This window comes from Archangium gephyra (assembly GCF_049060025.1).
Lineage (GTDB): Bacteria > Myxococcota > Myxococcia > Myxococcales > Myxococcaceae > Archangium > Archangium gephyra_A.
Genome location: NZ_JBMEQQ010000002.1, coordinates 5,885,308 through 5,901,878, shown reverse-complemented (window position 1 = coordinate 5,901,878; position 16,571 = coordinate 5,885,308). Strand labels below are relative to the sequence as shown.

12 protein-coding genes are annotated in these 16,571 nt (G+C 70.1%); 8 read left to right on the top strand and 4 right to left on the bottom strand.

Annotated features, from left to right (window positions below):
• Positions 1 to 7: 7 nt before the first annotated feature.
• The 4 genes from ACN28I_RS25515 to ACN28I_RS25500 all read left to right on the top strand — a co-directional run bounded on the left by ACN28I_RS25515 (position 8) and on the right by ACN28I_RS25500 (position 5,836).
• A complete protein-coding gene (locus tag ACN28I_RS25515) occupies positions 8 to 1,735 on the top strand; it encodes a sensor histidine kinase (RefSeq protein ID WP_420944548.1) in 1,728 nt (575 codons plus the stop codon).
• Between the two features lie 106 nt (positions 1,736 to 1,841).
• Complete coding sequence (locus tag ACN28I_RS25510; protein ID WP_420944547.1) at positions 1,842 to 2,984, top strand: oxygenase MpaB family protein; 1,143 nt, start codon at positions 1,842 to 1,844, stop codon at positions 2,982 to 2,984.
• 57 nt (positions 2,985 to 3,041) lie between these two features.
• Positions 3,042 to 5,057 (top strand): hypothetical protein, encoded by a 2,016-nt coding sequence (locus ACN28I_RS25505; RefSeq protein ID WP_420944546.1) that lies wholly within the window; start codon positions 3,042 to 3,044, stop codon positions 5,055 to 5,057.
• 338 nt (positions 5,058 to 5,395) lie between these two features.
• The gene (locus tag ACN28I_RS25500) at positions 5,396 to 5,836 is read left to right on the top strand and encodes a hypothetical protein (RefSeq protein ID WP_420944545.1); all 441 of its coding nucleotides are present in this window, start codon (positions 5,396 to 5,398) and stop codon (positions 5,834 to 5,836) included.
• A 27-nt stretch (positions 5,837 to 5,863) separates the two neighbouring features.
• On the opposite strand, the gene ACN28I_RS25495 is transcribed toward ACN28I_RS25500, so the two are convergent.
• The gene (locus ACN28I_RS25495; protein ID WP_420944544.1) at positions 5,864 to 8,089 is read right to left on the bottom strand and encodes an ATP-binding protein; all 2,226 of its coding nucleotides are present in this window, start codon (positions 8,087 to 8,089) and stop codon (positions 5,864 to 5,866) included.
• Positions 8,090 to 8,264: 175 nt separating this feature from the next.
• Between ACN28I_RS25495 and ACN28I_RS25490 the strand changes: the two genes are divergently transcribed.
• Positions 8,265 to 10,232, top strand: coding sequence for a 4-alpha-glucanotransferase (locus tag ACN28I_RS25490; protein ID WP_420944543.1), 1,968 nt, complete (start codon positions 8,265 to 8,267; stop codon positions 10,230 to 10,232).
• A gap of 9 nt (positions 10,233 to 10,241) precedes the next feature.
• Here ACN28I_RS25490 and ACN28I_RS25485 read toward each other — a convergent pair whose 3' ends face one another.
• Together ACN28I_RS25485 and ACN28I_RS25480 are read right to left on the bottom strand one after the other, a co-directional pair.
• Positions 10,242 to 10,910, bottom strand: a complete 669-nt coding sequence (locus tag ACN28I_RS25485; RefSeq protein WP_420944542.1) for an AMIN-like domain-containing (lipo)protein — start codon at positions 10,908 to 10,910, stop codon at positions 10,242 to 10,244.
• 142 nt (positions 10,911 to 11,052) lie between these two features.
• Positions 11,053 to 11,526: a CHRD domain-containing protein gene (locus ACN28I_RS25480; protein WP_420944541.1), complete on the bottom strand. Its 474-nt coding sequence runs from the start codon at positions 11,524 to 11,526 to the stop codon at positions 11,053 to 11,055.
• A 255-nt stretch (positions 11,527 to 11,781) separates the two neighbouring features.
• On the opposite strand from ACN28I_RS25480, the gene ACN28I_RS25475 reads away from it, so the two are divergent.
• The 3 genes from ACN28I_RS25475 to ACN28I_RS25465 all read left to right on the top strand — a co-directional run bounded on the left by ACN28I_RS25475 (position 11,782) and on the right by ACN28I_RS25465 (position 15,736).
• Positions 11,782 to 13,074, top strand: coding sequence for a pyridoxal phosphate-dependent aminotransferase (locus tag ACN28I_RS25475; protein ID WP_420944540.1), 1,293 nt, complete (start codon positions 11,782 to 11,784; stop codon positions 13,072 to 13,074).
• A 139-nt stretch (positions 13,075 to 13,213) separates the two neighbouring features.
• A complete protein-coding gene (locus ACN28I_RS25470; protein ID WP_420944539.1) occupies positions 13,214 to 14,512 on the top strand; it encodes an NTP/NDP exchange transporter in 1,299 nt (432 codons plus the stop codon).
• A gap of 57 nt (positions 14,513 to 14,569) precedes the next feature.
• Positions 14,570 to 15,736, top strand: a complete 1,167-nt coding sequence (locus ACN28I_RS25465; RefSeq protein ID WP_420944538.1) for an SDR family oxidoreductase — start codon at positions 14,570 to 14,572, stop codon at positions 15,734 to 15,736.
• A 136-nt stretch (positions 15,737 to 15,872) separates the two neighbouring features.
• On the opposite strand, the gene ACN28I_RS25460 is transcribed toward ACN28I_RS25465, so the two are convergent.
• Entirely contained in the window at positions 15,873 to 16,313 is a 441-nt protein-coding gene (locus ACN28I_RS25460) for a hypothetical protein (RefSeq protein ID WP_420944537.1), read from the bottom strand.
• Positions 16,314 to 16,571 lie beyond the last annotated feature (258 nt).

Here is a 16,571-nt window from a genome sequence, read left to right as displayed (position 1 = left end):
GACTGGGTTGGCCAAGGTCACGGTCCATACGCGGTTGTGCCGGGACTTGCGGAGGCTCTCCGTCATCCAGGGGAGCCTCGTCCTCGCGGTGGGCCTGCTCGTCTTCATCGCGTGGCTGGCCGGCATCGATTCCCTCAAGGGACTGCGCCCGGGCCTGCCCACGATGAAGGCCAACACGGCCCTGTGCTTCTTTCTCTCCGGCGCCACGCTGGTGCTGGTGGGACACCCCAGCGAACACGCCCTCGTGCGGCGGGGCGCGCAGGTGGGCGCGGGGCTCGTCGCCCTCATCGGTGGCCTGACGTTCGCCCAGTACCTCTTCGGCGTGGAGCTCGGTCTCGATCAGCTCCTCGTGGAGGACCCCGTCCGGAGCCGGGAGCTCGGCTACCCGGGGCGCATGGCCCCCAACACGGCCGTCTGCTTCATCCTGCTCGGGGTGTCGCTCCTGTTCATCGAGGTGAAGACGCGGCTCGTCGGCTGGCCCTCGCAGTACCTGGCCGCGCTCACCGCCATCATCGCGCTGGTGGGCTTCGTGGGTTACCTCTATGGGCAGGAGGAGTTCCCCGGCCTCAGCCGCTACGCGCAGATGGCGGTGCACACCACGATGTGCTGCCTGCTGCTTTCCAGCGGCGTCTTCCTCGCCCGTCCGGATCGCGGCTTCATGAAGGTGGTCACCCACTCGGGTCTCGGCGGGGTGCTCGCGCGCTGGTTGCTGCCGCCGGCATTCGTCCTGCCCATCCTCCTGGGAGGGCTGGCGCTCCTGGGCTACCGGGCCGGGGCCTACGCGCTGCCCTTCGCGCTGGCGCTCATCGCCGCGGGCAACGTCATCGCCTTCACCGCGCTGGTGTGGGGGGCCGCTTTCGCGCTGGACCGGGTGGAGGCCCGGCGGCAGCGCGCCGAGGAGGAGCGGGTGCGGTTCGAGGTCCGGGAGCAGGCCGCACGCGCCGAGGCCGCCTCCCAGCAACGCGAGCGCTCACGGGCCGAGGCCGCCGAGCGGGAAGCCCAGCGCGCGGTCCGCACCCGCGAGGACGTGTTGGCCATCGTGAGCCATGACCTGAAGAACCCGCTGGGCTCCATCGCGCTGAGCACCCAGTTGATGCGGCGGCTCCTCCCTCCGGGTGAGGAGGGCGAGCGGCTGCGCAAGCATACCCACACCATCGAGCGCTCGGTGGAGCGGATGGACCGGCTCATCAAGGATCTGCTCGACATGGCCAGCATCCAGGCCGGCCAGCTCAAGCTGGACCTGGGACGCTACGGGGTGGACGAGCTGGTGCGCGACGGACTGGTGCTGCTCGAGCCCCTGGCCATCGAGAAGCGGGTGGAGTTGCGCGCGCACCTGCCCCGGGAGCGCTGCTGGGTGGAGTGCGACCGGGACCGGTTCTTCCAGGTGCTGTCCAACCTGGTGGGCAATGCCCTGAAGTTCACCCCCGAGGCGGGAATGGTGACGGTGGAGGTGGTGCCCGGGGAGGACGTGGTGCGCTTCTCGGTGAAAGACACCGGCCCGGGCATCCCCGCCGACGCGCTGCCCCACCTCTTCGAGCCCTTCTGGCAGGTAGAAGGAACGGGAAAGAAGGGCACGGGGCTGGGCCTCACCATCAGCCGGGGCCTCGTGATGGCCCACGGCGGTGCCCTGGAGGTGGAGAGCGAGCAGGGGCAGGGCAGCACCTTCTCCTTCACCCTGCCCCGGCCCTCGCCCAGGGCGGAGCGGGAGCGGGCCCCCGAGCCTCCCGTGCACTGAGCAGGCGGGCGAGCATCCTTTTTCGAACAGTCCCGAGGCTGTGCCAGACTGGCGCCCCGCCCGTCGCGTGGAGGCGAAGGGCGAAGCCATTTCGGGGGTGTTTCCCATGACGGACGTGCGCTGGACGAACGAGTTCCTGGATTCCATGCGCGAGGTGTGTGACCTGCCGGCGGACGAGGCGGTGCAGAGCCTCTTCACGCAGGGGCTGGTGGGCTCCGCCAATGAGCTGATGAAGCAGCTCGTGGCCCACGAGTCGGTGACGGCCGAGCAGCTTCCGGTGCCGCTGCGCGGCTACTTCGAGCAGAGCGCGAAGCTGCCCTCGTGGGCGGACCCGGAGCTCATCCGCGAGGGGCAGGCGGTGTTCAGCCGGTGCGGCTCGTTGTCGGTGGTGGCGCTGGTGTGCGCCTCGCTGCCCACGTGTTACGCGGGAGCCGAGGGCGTGCAGGTGCTGCACCTGACGGCGCGGCTGCAGACGGACACCAAGCGGCGCATCGTCGAGACGGCGCAGATGGTGGTGGACGTGATGTCGCCGGGAGGCCTGGAGCCGGACGGCTGGGGTCTGAAGGACGCGCAGAAGGTGCGGCTGATGCACGCCGCGGTGCGCTACCTCATCCGGCAGAGCGGCCGGTGGGACGGCACGTGGGGCCAGCCCATCAACCAGGAGGACATGGCCGGCACGCTGGTGACGTTCTCGGTGGTGACGATTCGTGCGCTGGCGAAGCTGGGCTACACGCTCTCGCCGCGTGAGGAGCAGGCCTACTACCACGCGTGGCGGGTGGTGGGGTACCTGATGGGCGTGGACGAGCGGCTGCTGCCGGAGACGTACGAGGAGGGCTGCCGGCTGGCGGACATCATCTTCGGGCGTGTGTTCCGCACCAGCGACGCGGGCAAGGCGATGACGCAGGCGCTCATCGAGCAGGTCGAGCACATCATCCCCGGCAACATCTTCGATGGGCTGTGCAGCACGCTCATCCGCCATTTGATCAGCGACGAGACGGCGGATCTGATCGCCGTGCCGCCGGCGGACTGGACGCGCGCGCTGATCAAGCCGCTGCAGGTCCTGGGCTGGGTGATGGACGAGGGCGACGAGGCGAACGTGGTGAACGCGAAGCTCAGCGAGCTGTTCGGGCGCAAGTTGCTGGAGGGAATCGTGTGGGTGAGCCGGGGCAACGAGCGTCCGCCCTTCCGCATCCCCGAGACGCTGCGCGAGTCGTGGAACGTGCGCAGCCGTGAGCAGCAGCTCGCCTGACGCGGCTCAGGTGAACGTGCTGCCTGAGAGGACTCCGCCTCCTCCGCGTCGTTCCTCATGAGGATTGCCCTTGTCCTCGCGGGTGTGCTGCTGGTGACGGTGGCCGCGTGCCGCGGCCACACGAGCAGCGGTGCGGTGCGCCTGGACTTCGCCATGGAGCCACCGGGGGAGAGCCCTCTGGGCTCGGTCTCTCGCGAGGCGGGCCAGGGCTCGGCACCCCTGGCATCCGTGGCCGAGGCGCTGGAAGGCGCACGGGAGGTACGCGCCCAGGCGTGGACGGCGGCACGCGGGCTGAAGCGCAAGGGGGCCTGGCTGGCACTGGGGCTGCGCGTGGAGGGCGAGCGGTTGCAGTTGCTCGGTTTGCGTCAGCACGAGGGCGGCGGTGCCGAGGCGGAGGCGGCGGACGCCGAGAGCTTCCGCTCCCTGATGGAGTGGGTGCTGTCCCGGTACGTGAGGGGACAGCGGGGCGAGGTGGTGTTGACGTTGCGGAGGGGAGAGGGGCAATGGACGGAAGAGGTGGAGTCCACCGGCCCGGTACCCTTGGCCTCCGTGCCCGAGGCACCCTATGAGGTCTTCCTTCGCCATCAAGGGGAGAGGCTGAAGGCCCCAGGCTTCTCCGAGGAGGCGCGCGGAGAAGGACGGATGGCGCTCAAGAGGCTGGAGCAGTGGCTGCTGCTGCAACCAGAGGGAGCCCTGGAGCATGCGCCTTCGCCACTGGAGAAGTACGTCACGCTGCTGGAGGAGGAGCGGCAGCGCGAGGTGCGCTGGCGGGCCGTGCAGCACAAGCTGGTTGAGTACGAGGAGTGGGGGCGCAAGCTGTTGGCCACCTACGTCCCGCCTCCGCGCCGCCTGGCGCCGGGCTACCTCCTGAGCGAGTCGCCCCTGCGTGAGCAGTCGCTGCGGGCGCTGGGCAGTGCCACGCTGGCCTGGGCGTATGCCCATACGGAGGATCCGGACTTCCTGAAGCGTACGCCCGACGAGGTCGCGCTCTACCTGCTGGCGAGCCGCTCGGCCCTGGCCTCCGTGGTGCAACTGGGCCGGCTGGCGCCGGTGCACCTGGACTACAACGAGGCCTTCGACCCGGAGGTGTACAAGCCCGAGGAGCTGGTGCTGGAATTGTTGGTGGGCCTGACGCCGGGCGCGGGCGAAGTAGCCGACGCGCGGGCCGCCGTCACGGGCAGGAGCCTCACCGGCCACCAGCTCACCCGCCCCGAGCGGGTGGTGTGCGCGCTGTCGGTGCTGGTGCCCTTCATGACCGGTTCCGTGCTGATTCGGAGCGGTGACGAGGGCGTCGAGCAACTGGCGCTGCTCACCGGCCGGAGTCTGGACGAGGTGCGGGTGCTCTCGCGCGTGGCCTCTCACCTGTCACCGGGTGACACGAAGGAGATAGAGCGCTTGATGGCGGCGGCCTCCCGGGGCCACTCCTTCACCGAGGAGGAGTTGCAATTCCTCCACCGGGTGGCGCGTGGGCTGGATGCACCACTGCGGGAGGCGGCCGGTGCGCTGCGAGCGGGCCAGAAGGTGCTCCTGTTGGGAGTCCGCACGCTGCCGGACGGCAGCCGGATGTTGCCTGGCTCGCCCATGCACAAGGCGCAACGCTGGGTGGACTACCAGTTCCGTCATCCGGAGAAGTACCGCCGCTTCTCCTTCCAGCCGGACTCCGGCTGGGAGCGCATGTACGAATCCATTCTCAAGAACCGGCCAGCGGGCAATGCCTTCGAGGACGCCATCCTTCAGGCCGGAAAATATGAGCGCAACACCGCGATGATGATGCCGCCGCCAGGCAGCCGCGCGCAGGGCTTCATCGCCGACTCCGTGAAGGGCAGCCCAACGGAGTTGGTATGGGGTCAGCCCTACGCCCTTGTCGAGGCCAAGGCACGAAAGGAACTGTCTCCCTCCGGCAACCTCAAGGCCATGATCGACTACGTGGAGAAGTACGGCGGACATCTCGAGCTGTGGATTCGCTCCGCCCAACATCCAGAGGGCGCCACACATCTCACGGGACCCCTCCTGAAACGGCTGCAGCCGCTCATGGCTCGGGGCAAGGCGGCCCTCAAGCGGTATCCTCCCTGAACGGCATCATGTCCAGGAACGGTTTGAACATCTCTATCCATCTCCCACCCGGAACGCCGTCTGGCGAAGAGGTGCGAGACTTTCTCGAACTCGTCTTCAATCGATTCCAGTGGTTCGTGCCTGCCCGGTATGGGGATGCGGATCTGTCTGAAGCCATGACTCCAGGCAAGCTGGATGCGCTCCTCGGCTACTATGAAGAGCACGGCAAGTTGTGTGTGGCAGCGAGGACGGATCGAGACTTCGTCTGGGTTCTTCCCTGTGAATCCGGGCCAGACCCCCATCATGGTGAGATCAGCTGGGTGACCTCGGCGGCATCTGCAGCGAAGGCGCCCTGGCGCGTGGCCCACGTCGAACAGGTCGGCGAGGTGATGCGGCTCTTCCAATCACCCCTGGCGATTTCCGCACTGGCAAGCGACATCGAGCGCAAGTATTGGCGGTGGGTTCCTGATGGGGTCGGCGAGACGCTCACTCCCAACGTGCGTGGCTATGGCGAGGGATTGGCCGGCCTCTTCTGGCGCAACTTCTATGGGCCTCCCTTCGTGCGCATGTTCGGCCAGCGCCTCGATGCGCTGCCCCCCGAGTGCCGCAAGCCGCTCGGAGCGGAGCTCGTCCTCGTGCAGCCCTACGCGCTCCCCACCGACGCGGGGACCGAAGCGGGCCTCGCCCGCGAGCGCGAGCTCATCTCCCTGCTCGGCGCCGAGTGCTTCTACGACCACGAGCACCACACCCTCCCTGCCCGCCGCCCCATCCTCGACGCCCTCGGCCAGCCACTCCACTGAGCGGTACCGGCCATCGGGCCGCGAGTGTCAGGCCTGGGGGGCGGTGGCCGTGCCGAGCGTGAAGCGGAACGTGCTGCCCTGCCCCGGGGTAGACTCCACCCAGATGCGCCCGCCGTGGCGCTCGACGATCTTCTTGCAGATGGACAGGCCGATGCCCGTGCCCGGGTACTCCTCCTTGCCGTGCAGCCGCTGGAAGATGGCGAAGATGCGCTCGTAGTACTGCGGCTCGATGCCGATGCCGTTGTCCTCCACCGCCACCGTGACGGTGTCTCCCTCGCGCGTGGCGGACACGCGGATGCACGGAGGCCGCTCGCCGCGGAACTTCACCGCGTTGCCCACCAGGTTCTGCAAGAGCTGCGCGAGCTGGGACTCGTCCCCCTTCACCCAGGGCAGCGGCTCCACCTTCACCTCCGCGCCGGACTCCTTCAGGGCCAGGTGCAGGTGTGACAGAGCGCGCTCCATGCTGCGCTCCAGCGGCACCGGCACCAGCTCCTTGCCCCGCGTGCCCACGCGCGAGAAGGCCAGCAGGTCATTGATGAGCGCCTGCATGCGGGTGGCCCCGTCCACCGCGTAGCGGATGAACTCGTCGGCGTCCGCGTCCAGCTTGCCCTTGTAGCGCCGCGACAGGAGTTGCACGTAGCTGGCCACCATGCGCAGCGGCTCCTGCAGGTCATGCGAGGCCACGTAGGCGAACTGCTCCAGGTCCGCGTTGGAGCGCGACAGCTCCTGGGCGCGCTGGGCCAGCTCGGCCTGGGCCTTCTCCAGGCTCGCCAGCAGCTCGGCGGTGTGCTGGCGGGCCCGCTCGGCCTCGGCGCGCGCGGCCTGCTCACGCACCAGCCGCCGTGCGTCCTCCTCCAGGGCGAGCCGCTCGGTGATGTCGGTGCACACGCCCGTCAGCCGCGAGGGCCGGCCGTGCTCGTCCAGCGTGAGCCGCCCATGCGCCTCCACCCAGCGCACCCGCCCGTCCGGCAGGATGATGCGGTACTGCACGTGGTGCTCCGGTTGGAGCTCGGCCACCACCCGCTGGATGCTGGTGAGCACGTGCTCCCGGTCCTCGGGGTGCATGTCGCTCTGGTAGTCCTCGAAGCTGCCGCCGAAGCTGCCCTCGGGGATGCCGTGGATGCGCTCCAGGGCGGGCGCCCAGTTGACGCGCTGGGCCTGGATGTCCCATTCCCAGGCGCCCATCCGCCCGGCCTCGAGCGCCACCTCCTGCCGGGCCTGGGCACGCTTCGCCTCCGCGTAGAGGCGGGCGTTGTCCACCGCGAGCGCGGCCCGGCGGGCCAGCTCCTCCACCAGCCGCAGCTCGTCCTGCCCCAGTCTCCGGAGCGACTCGGCGGTGGCCACCGCGAGCGTGCCCAGCGTCCGGCCCCGGGCGTTGAGGGGCACCACCATCATGGAGCGCAGCCCCAGCTCACGCAGGAGGCTCAGGTGCTCCTCGTCCCGCGCGGCCGCCACCAGCATCGCGTCGGTGATGTCGGAGGTGAGCTCCGGCAGGCCCGTGCGCATCACGTGGTTGATGCCTCTCTTCGCCTGGGAGTCCGTCGGGTAGCGCTCGGCCAGCCGCCGCGCCAGCTCCAGCTTGGCCGGGTCCATGTGGATGGAGGCCACCTGCCGCGAAGGGGTGGTGTCGCCCGCGAGGTGCACCGCGCACCAGTCCGCCAACCGCGGCACCAGCAGGCGCGCGGTGGCGGCCAGCGTGCTCTCCAGGTCGAGCGAGGTGGAGAGCAGCTCACCGGCCTCGGCCAGCAGGCTCAGCCGCTCCTGGGTGCGCATCACCTCGGTGACTTCCCGGAAGACGTTGACGGCGTACACCACCTGGCCTCCCGCGTCGCGCACCGGCGCCGCGGACACCCGGCTCCAGTGCTCCGCTCCCGTGCGTTTGTCGCGGAAGCGCAGCACCATCTCGGGGACACTCCGGCCGGAGATCACCTGCCGGCCCGGCATCTGGCCGATGCTCAACGGGCGGCCCGCGGCATCGAGCACCTCGTAGCGCTCGAACACCACGGGGCTGCCCTTGCGCAGCAATTCCTCCGGCGAGGCGGCGCCGAGGATGCGTGCCGCGGCGGGGTTGGCGAAGCACAGCGAGAAGTCCTGGGCCTGCAGGGTGACGCCGTCGGTCACCTGCGCGAAGAGCGCATCCACCAGTGGGCGGGCGTGTTCGAAGAGCCGCGCCAGCATCTCCGCCGCCAGGCCCTCGCCAGGATGGGCCGCCGGTAGGGGAGGGAGCGAGGGAGGAGGGGCCGCCGTGCTCATCAGGAACTCCAGATCGAAGAAGACAGTCTCCCGGGGAGGCCGAAAGCTCCCAATGGAACGCGGGGACGTCCATCCACATGCCCGGCCAGTGTTCACTGGTGGGAGCCGGGCGGGAAGGGGTTCACCGCCTCGCCGCTATCTCCTAGGGTGGGCCTCTCCCCCCCGACAGGTGCCGATGCCCCGAGGAAACCTGCCCGAAGACTACCGGCGACACGTGACGGCGGCCCTGGCCGCGCTCAACGTGCGCAACCTGGTGCTGAGCATCCACGACCCGAGCTTTCCCAGTGCACCGGGCGAGGACACCGGCCGGGGCTCGCCCTACTCGGAAGGGGGCATGGGCTTCCTCGAGTTCGCGCGGGAGCTGGGCTTCAACGGCATCCAGCTCGGCCCCCAGGGGCAGACGTCCGAGGAGAACGCCTCGCCGTATGACGGGACGCTCTTCTCGCGCAACGTGCTGAACGTGGCGCTCGCGCCGCTCACGCACGAGGAGACGTGGGGCGGGCTGGTGCGGCCCGAGCGGTTGCAGTCGCTCGTCTCGGCCCGTCCGGGCGGGGACGCGCGGGTGAAGCACCGCTATGCCTTCCGCGCCCAGACCGAGGCGCTCGAGGACGCCTGGGACGCCTTCCGGCACAAGCGGCCCCAGGCGGCGCCCGGCAGCGCCGTCGCGTGGCTCGCCGGGCACTTCGACACCTTCCGGCGCGAGCACCACGAGTGGCTGGAGCGGGACGCGCTCTACGACGTGCTCTGCACGGAGCATGGCCGCCCCTACTGGAAGGAGTGGCCGAGCGAGTGGGACCGGCGGCTGTGGAGCCCGCGCCCCGGGGAGGAGGCCTCGTTCGCCCATCGCCGCAAGGTGCTGCTGGCGAAGTACGCGGGGCAGGTGGAGGCCTACGCCTTCCGGCAGTTCCTCGTGCACTCACAGCACGCGGCGCTGCGGGAGCGGACGGCGGCGTGGGGACTGAAGCTGTACGGCGATCTGCAGATTGGTTACTCGCCGCGGGATGCATGGGCGTACCAGGGACTCTTCGTGAGCTCGTACCTCATGGGGGCGCCGCCCAGCCGCACCAACCCCGAGGGCCAGCCGTGGAACTACCCCGTGTTGGACCCGGGGCAGTACCACGCGCCACCGGATGCCACGGGGCCCTACCCCGGGGTGCGGCAGCCCGGGCCGGTGTTGTGGTTCATGGGCTCGCGGGTGAACAAGATGCTGTCCGAGTACGACGGGCTTCGCATCGACCATCCGCACGGGCTGGTGTGCCCGTGGGTGTACCGGGCCGGAGAGTTGAACGCGCTGCGCGCGGTGCAGAACGGAGCGCGGCTGTTCTCCTCGCCGGACCTGCCGGACCATCCGGAGCTGGCGCGCTGGGCCCTCGTGGCGCCGCGGCAGCTGGAGCGCTCGGTGCCGCGCTACGCGGATGGCTGGGTGCGCGAGCTGAGCCCGGAGGAGGTGCGTCGCTACAGCGCCCTCTTCGATGCCATCATCGCCGCGGCGCACGCGCACGGGCGCAAGGTGTCGGACCTGCTGTGCGAGGTGTTGAGCACCATGCCCCATCCGTTGCAGCGGGTGCTGGAGCAGTACGGGCTGGGGCGCTTCCGCGTGACGCAGAAGGCGGACCTGAAGAACCCGCGGGACGTGTACCGCGGCGAGAACGCCGCGCCCCAGGATTGGATCATGGTGGGCAACCACGACACGAAACCCATCTGGGCGCTGGCGGACCGGTGGCGGCAGGAGGGCGAGGCGCGGGCCCAGGCGGACTACCTGGCGTGGCGGCTGCACCCGGAGGAGGAGGGGCGCGAGGACTTCGCGCGGCGGCTGTTGGAGGAGCCGGGGCTGCTGGTGCAGGCGAAGTTCGCGGACCTCTTCGCCAGCCGGGCGGAGAACGTGATGGTGTTCTTCGCGGACCTGCTGGGAATGAAGGAGACGTACAACGCGCCCGGCACGGTGAGCGAGGAGAACTGGAGTCTGCGCGTCCCCAACGGCTACCGGCGCGACTACGGCGAGAAGCTCGGGAGTGACGCCGCGCTCAACCTGCCGAGGGCGCTGGCCCTGGCGCTGCGCGCGGGCGGTGAGGCGGCTCGCGCGCGGCACGGGCAGCTCATCGCGGCCCTGGAGCGGCTGGCCGCGGAGCTGCAGCGCGGGTGAGGGGCGTGCTCAGTGCTGCACGTCCACCACGATGCGGGTGGGCCCCTTCAGCTCCATCACCCGGTACTTGTTGGGGCTCTTCACGCCGAGCACCCAGGTGACCTCGCCCTCGAAGTCGCACGTCAGCTCCAGCTCCTGGACGAGGGGCAGGCCGGGCTTGCGCTCGCGCTCGGCCACGGTGAGCTGGGCGCCCTCGTGCGCCTGGGCGGGCTGGACGCGGACCTGCAGCCAGCCCTGGCCCGCGACTTCCGTGGGGTCTCCCGAGCCGCACTTGATGACGGGCTTGTCGACGTACTCGATGTGGTAGCCGGGCAGTTGCTCACCGTCGAACTGGAGCACGAGGCGATCGAAGCCCTCGTTGCGGGCCGTGCGCACCTCGCGCAGCGTCACCGGGGCGAAGCCGGAGCGCTTGACGTCCACGACGCCCGCGGTCCACTCCTGGTTCTTCGGCTCCTCCGGCTGCGCGGCCCGCGGGCCCGGAGGGGTGGAGGGGGGCGTGGCTCCGGCCCCCGTGTCCGTCCCGGTTCCCGCGCCGGCGGGCTGCGCGGCGGGCGCGGTGGGCTGGGCCGCGGGCTCCGCGGGCGCGGTGGGCTTCGCGGCCTCCTCCTTCTTGCATCCAGCCGCCACGAGGCAGGCGGCGAGTCCCAGCGTCGGCATCCAACGTCCAAGCACCTTCATCTTCGTCCTCCTGGCGGCCCATGGGTCCGGGCCGGACGGCGCCCCATGTGGCACGAGCGGCGTCCGAGTGCCAGCACGATTGGCGGGGAGGACGGGGGCGGGCGGAACCGCGGCGAGGCCGGCTCCGCCCGGAGGAGGGGCGTCAGTCGCTCTCGGTGGGGATCAACTGGCCGCGGATCTCACCGCCCGGGGCGTTGACGGAGTGGACGTTCACGTAGAAGAGCCCGCCCTTGAAGGCCTCCTGCTCCTCCTTGGAGAGGTTCTTGGTGCCGGTGTAGCTCCCGTTGCGCTGCTCGCTGGTGGTGACGCCGAGGCTGAAGACGACGGGGCCATTCGTGCCCTGGGCGGCCTGGTGGACGTGGGCCGCGCTTCCCGTGCCGGACACCTCCTGAAGGTTGCTCTGCAGCCCGCTGAAGGTGCCGGTGACGGTGAGCTTGTCCCCGTCGAGCGTGGCGGTGGCCACCCCGTTGGCGTTGGTCGTCACGGGGGGGACCTCATTGGCGCCCGAGAGCTGGGTGGTCGCCACATAGGACTGTCCTCCGCAGCCGGCCAGCACCAGCAGCCCGGCTCCCAGCATTCCCAGCACCGTCCAGCGATTCGTCTTGCGCGTGTGCATCCGTGTCTCCTGTTCGTCGGCCAGGGCTCGTGGGGTACCCGGGGTGGGTCTGGAGCCCAGCGGCCGGTCAGCGTGTCTAAAGGAGTTCCGCGCCACTATCGCGCCCGGGGGAAGGAGAGTGCCCGGTAATGGGCAGTCCCTTGGCCTTGCAAGGATGGGCGGGGCCCGGGGGTTGTTCATCCAGGGAGCGCTGAAAATCCCACGGACCGTATATCGTGCGGCCCCGGACGCGTATCCCCCTGGAGTGAAGCACCCATGGCTCTCGACCTCTCTTCCCTGCTTGGCCCTCGACGGGACGACACCGTCGGTACGATGGTGCGTGGCCTGATCGGCAGCGAAATCCTCCGCATCGCGGGGGAGATCCGCGAACTGGTGACCCAGGGGAAACAGGTGTGCAACCTCACCGTGGGGGACTTCAGCCCTCGCGAGTTCCCCATTCCCGCTTCGCTGGGGGACGCCATCTCCGCGGCGCTGAAGGCGGGCGAGACGAACTACCCGCCCTCGGACGGTGTGCTGGCGTTGCGGCAGGCGGTGGTGCGCTTCTATGAGCGCGCGCTGGGCCTGAAGTATCCGCTGGAGAGCGTGCTCATCGCCGGGGGCGCGCGGCCGGTCATCTACGCCATCTTCCGCGCGGTGGTGGATGCGGGCGAGACGGTCATCTACCCGGTGCCCTCGTGGAACAACAACCACTACTCGTACATGGTGGGGGCGAAGGCCGTGGAGGTGGTGACGAGCCCCGAGCACGGCTTCATGCCCACGGTGGAGCAACTGGCCCCGCACCTGTCCGAGGCCCGGCTGCTCTGCCTGTGCAGCCCGCTCAACCCCACGGGCACGATGATCTCCCCCGAGGCCCTGAAGGACATCGGCCAGCGCGTGGTGGAGGAGAACCGCAAGCGCGAGGCGCAGGGGCGCAAGCCGCTCATCGTCATGTACGACCAGATTTATTGGACGCTGACGTTCGGGCAGACGAAGCACGTGACGCCGCTGGAGCTGGTGCCGGAGCTGGCGCCGTACACGGTGTTCGTGGATGGCATCTCGAAGGCGTTCGCGGCCACGGGCGTGCGCGTGGGCTGGGCGGTGGGGCCGCCGTCCATCATCTCGCGGATGAAGGACGTGCTGGGGCACGTGGGAGCGTGGGCGCCCAAGGCCGAGCAGGTGGCGGTGGGGCGGTTCCTGGATGATGTGCCGGCGGTGGCGGGCTTCCTGGAGACGATGAAGCGGCGGGTGGACGAGCGGCTGGTGGCGCTGCACCAGGGCTTCACGGCGATGAAGGCGGCGGGGCTGCCGGTGCGCTCCATCGCGCCGCAGGGCGCCATCTACCTGTCGGCGCAGTTCGAGCTGCTCGGCAAGGCGGGGCTGCGGACGAACGACGACATCCGCAAGCTGCTGCTGGACAAGGCGGGCTTCGCGCTGGTGCCCTTCCAGGCCTTCGGGTTGAGGGACGACACCGGTTGGTTCCGCCTGTCGGTGGGCGCCGTATCCATGGAGGAGATCAAGGCGGCGCTGCCGAGGGTGGAAGCGGTGCTGCGCGAGGTGGTGGGCAGGTAGCGGTCCGGGCCCCTGTCCGGGGGCCCTGGCTGGTGCGTCCCGGGCACCTCGGGAATAGTGCCCGGGTGCCGCGGTTGATGGCGGCACGCTCGGAGGGGAACCAGCCCTTCGCGAGCGTCCCCAGACGGCACCAGCACCCATGCTCAAGAGATTCGTGAACGTGAAGGAGGGGGAGGCGGGCTCGGTCCTGCTCTCCTTCGTCTACTTCTTCACGCTGATGTGCGGCTACGCCATCCTCAAGCCGCTGCGGGACGAGATGGCGACGGCGGGGGGCGTGAAGAACGTGTCGTGGCTCTTCACGGCGACGTTCGTGGTGATGCTGGTGGCGGTGCCGGCCTTCTCCGCGCTGGTGGCGCGCTGGCCCCGGCAGCGGGTGATTCCCCTCGTCTACCGCTTCTTCCTGCTCAACCTGCTGGGCTTCTTCGTGGTGCTGAAGCTGGGCGTGGTGGAGCGGGAGTGGGTGGGGCGCGCCTTCTTCGTCTGGGTGAGCGTCTACAACCTCTTCGTCGTCTCCGTCTTCTGGAGTTTCATGGCGGACCTGTTCGCGAGCGAGCAGGGCCGGCGCCTCTTCGGCTTCATCGCCGCGGGCGGCACGGTGGGGATGCTGGTGGGGCCCTTCCTCGTCAAGCACCTGGCCGAGCCGCTGGGGGCCACGAACCTGATGCTCTTCACCGCGGTGCTGCTGGAGCTCAGCGCCCAATGCGTGCGGCTGTTGTCGCGCCGGGCCCGCGCCGTGCAGCCCCGGGCGGCCGTCACCGAGGCCCCGCTGGGCGGTGGCATCTTCGCCGGTTTCCGGCTGATCTTCTCCTCGCCCCTGTTGCTGGGCCTGGGGTTGCAGATCTTCCTGTACGCCGCCACCTCCACCTTCCTCTACAACCAGCAGGCCCACATCGTGGCCGCGGTGGCTTCCGGCGCCAACGCCCGCACCGCCGCCTTCGCCAACATCGAGTTCTGGGTGCAGGCCCTGACGCTCGCGCTGCAGACGGTGGTGACGGGCCGCCTCATGGCGCGCTTCGGGCTGGGGGTGGTGCTGGGGGTGGCCCCGCTGCTCACCGTGCTGGGCTTCCTCGGGCTGGCCCTGGTGCCCACCATGCTCATGCTCATCGGCTTCCGCTCGCTGCGCGGCGCCTCGCACTACGCCTTCGAGCGGCCCGGGCGCGAGGTCCTCTTCACCAGTGTGGACCTCGAGACCAAGTACAAGTCCAAGGGCTTCATCGACACGGTGGTGTACCGCGGCAGCGACTCGGTGAGCTCCTGGATGTACACGGGCCTCGACAAGCTGGGGCTGGGCTCTCCGGCACTGGCGCTGGTCGCCGTGCCCGTCGCGGCCCTGTGGCTCGCGGTGTCCGTGTGGCTCTCTCGGCTCGCCCGGCACCAGCACCCTTCCGCTCCCACCGGGACTCCTGCGCTGGCTTCCACCGCGGATGCCGCCCGCTGACCGCCGCGTGCGACCCGGCACGACTTCATCCGTTCCATTCAAGAGGGGGTAGTCCGCATGAAGCTGACTCGCAGAGGAGTGTTGCAGGGAGGCGCCGCGCTCGGTTCGCTCTGGGCCGTGGGGTGTGCCTCCACCAGGAAGGAAGGCAGTGAGCTGGCGAAGGCGTCCGCGCCCAAGGGGGGCGGCAAGCGCATCCTCATCCTCGGAGGCACCGGCTTCCTCGGGCCCCAGCTCGTGGAGGCGGCGCGTGCGCGCGGCCACACCGTCACCCTCTTCAACCGCGGCAAGACGCGGCCCCACCTCTTCCCGGACGTGGAGAAGCTGCAGGGGGACAGAGACCCCAAGAACGGCGAGGGCCTGAAGGTGCTCGAGGGCCGGAGCTGGGACGCCGTCGTGGACACCTCCGGCTATGTGCCCCGCGTGGTGCGCGCCTCGGCGGAGCTGCTGGCGCCCAACGTGGGCCACTACGTCTTCATCTCCACCATCTCCGTCTACAAGGAGCTGCCCCGGCCGGGCATGGACGAGGACTCGCCGCTGGCCACCGTGGAGGACCCCGCCAACGAGAACGTGCGCGAGCACTACGGCGCCCTCAAGGCGCTCTGCGAGAAGGCGGCCGAGTCGGCCTTCCCCGGGCGCACCACCCACATCCGCCCCGGCCTCATCGTGGGCCCGGATGACCCCACCCAGCGCTTCACCTACTGGCCGGTGCGCGTGGCCCGGGGCGGCGAGGTGCTCGCTCCTGGCAGCGGCGCGGACCCGGTGCAGTTCATCGACGTGCGCGACCTGGCCGAGTTCACCATCCTCGCCATCGAGAACAAGGACCTGGGCACCTTCAACGCCACGGGCCCGGCCAAGCCGCTCACCATGAAGGACATGCTGGAGGCCTGCAAACAGGCCAGCAACAGCAACGCCACCTTCACCTGGGCCGATGCCGCCTTCCTCGAGAAGCACAACGTGAGGGCCTGGATGGACATGCCCGTGTGGGTGACGCCCGAGGGCGAGATGGCGGGCATGAGCGCCGTCAGCAACGCCCGGGCGGTGGCGCGCGGACTGAAGTTCCGCCCGACGGTGGACACGGCGCGCGACACGCTCACCTGGTTCAACGGGCAGCCCCCGGAGCGGCAGGCGGAGCTGCAGAAGCGGTCCGGCCTCCCCCCGGAGCGCGAGCGCGAGGTGCTCGCCGCCTGGCACCAGCAGCAGGGCGCTCCGGCCAGCGCCCCCTGAGGCCGCAGCAGCGGGCAAAAAACAGGGGATGTCTCGTTCGTGCCGAGACATCCCCCTCACTCCGGCCTCGACTGCTCTGCCCTCCCCCTCCAGCGGGCAGGAGTCGTCAGGCCGTGAACCCCGGAGTCCCGGGGTCCTACCAGCTATAGATGCCACCCACATCCACGCCCATGTCGGGGTCGTGGCTGGGGGTCCGCTTGCCCCACGCGCCGCGGGCGGTACGGCCCGGGACGCTGTCCTGCTCTCTGTCGAGCACGATGGGGGCCACCGACAGCCGGGGTGAGAGAGGCCGGACCGATGCGAGGCACGTCACCCCCGTGACCACCTCGCGCAGTCCGTCCGTCACCCCCGCCTCCGCCAGTACCGCCAACCGGGTCCGATTCGCCCCCGCGAAGGATGCCAGCCGGGGTACCGGCAGCCGGGTGCCCCCATCGCGCTCGGGCTGCCCGGCCATCGAGGCCGGCCGGGCCAGAGTCTTCGTCACCCGCGCGTTCTGTTCCCCCCCCATGTGCAGCACCACGCCCGCCTTGCCCTCGCCCCGCCACACCCCGTGGACCTGATGACGCGTCGCTTTCATGCTGTTCTCCAGCTCGCGCTGCATGGGCTGTCACCCCCTCCGTCGCACAACCCCGCGCGCGATCGGTGACGGCTGGGATATTGGCCAGGGTGCGCCCGGGAGGTTTCCGCGTGGGCGCCAACCGGTTGCATCTGGGCGCCAACCCGGGCCTGGAGCGCCTCACGGGAGGTCTGGGGGGCGATCAGGGGGGCGCAGTATGCCAGCTCGTCTGCTCCACGGGTAGGCAGGCTGGCCCGCTGAACGGCCTTGCAGGTGGGT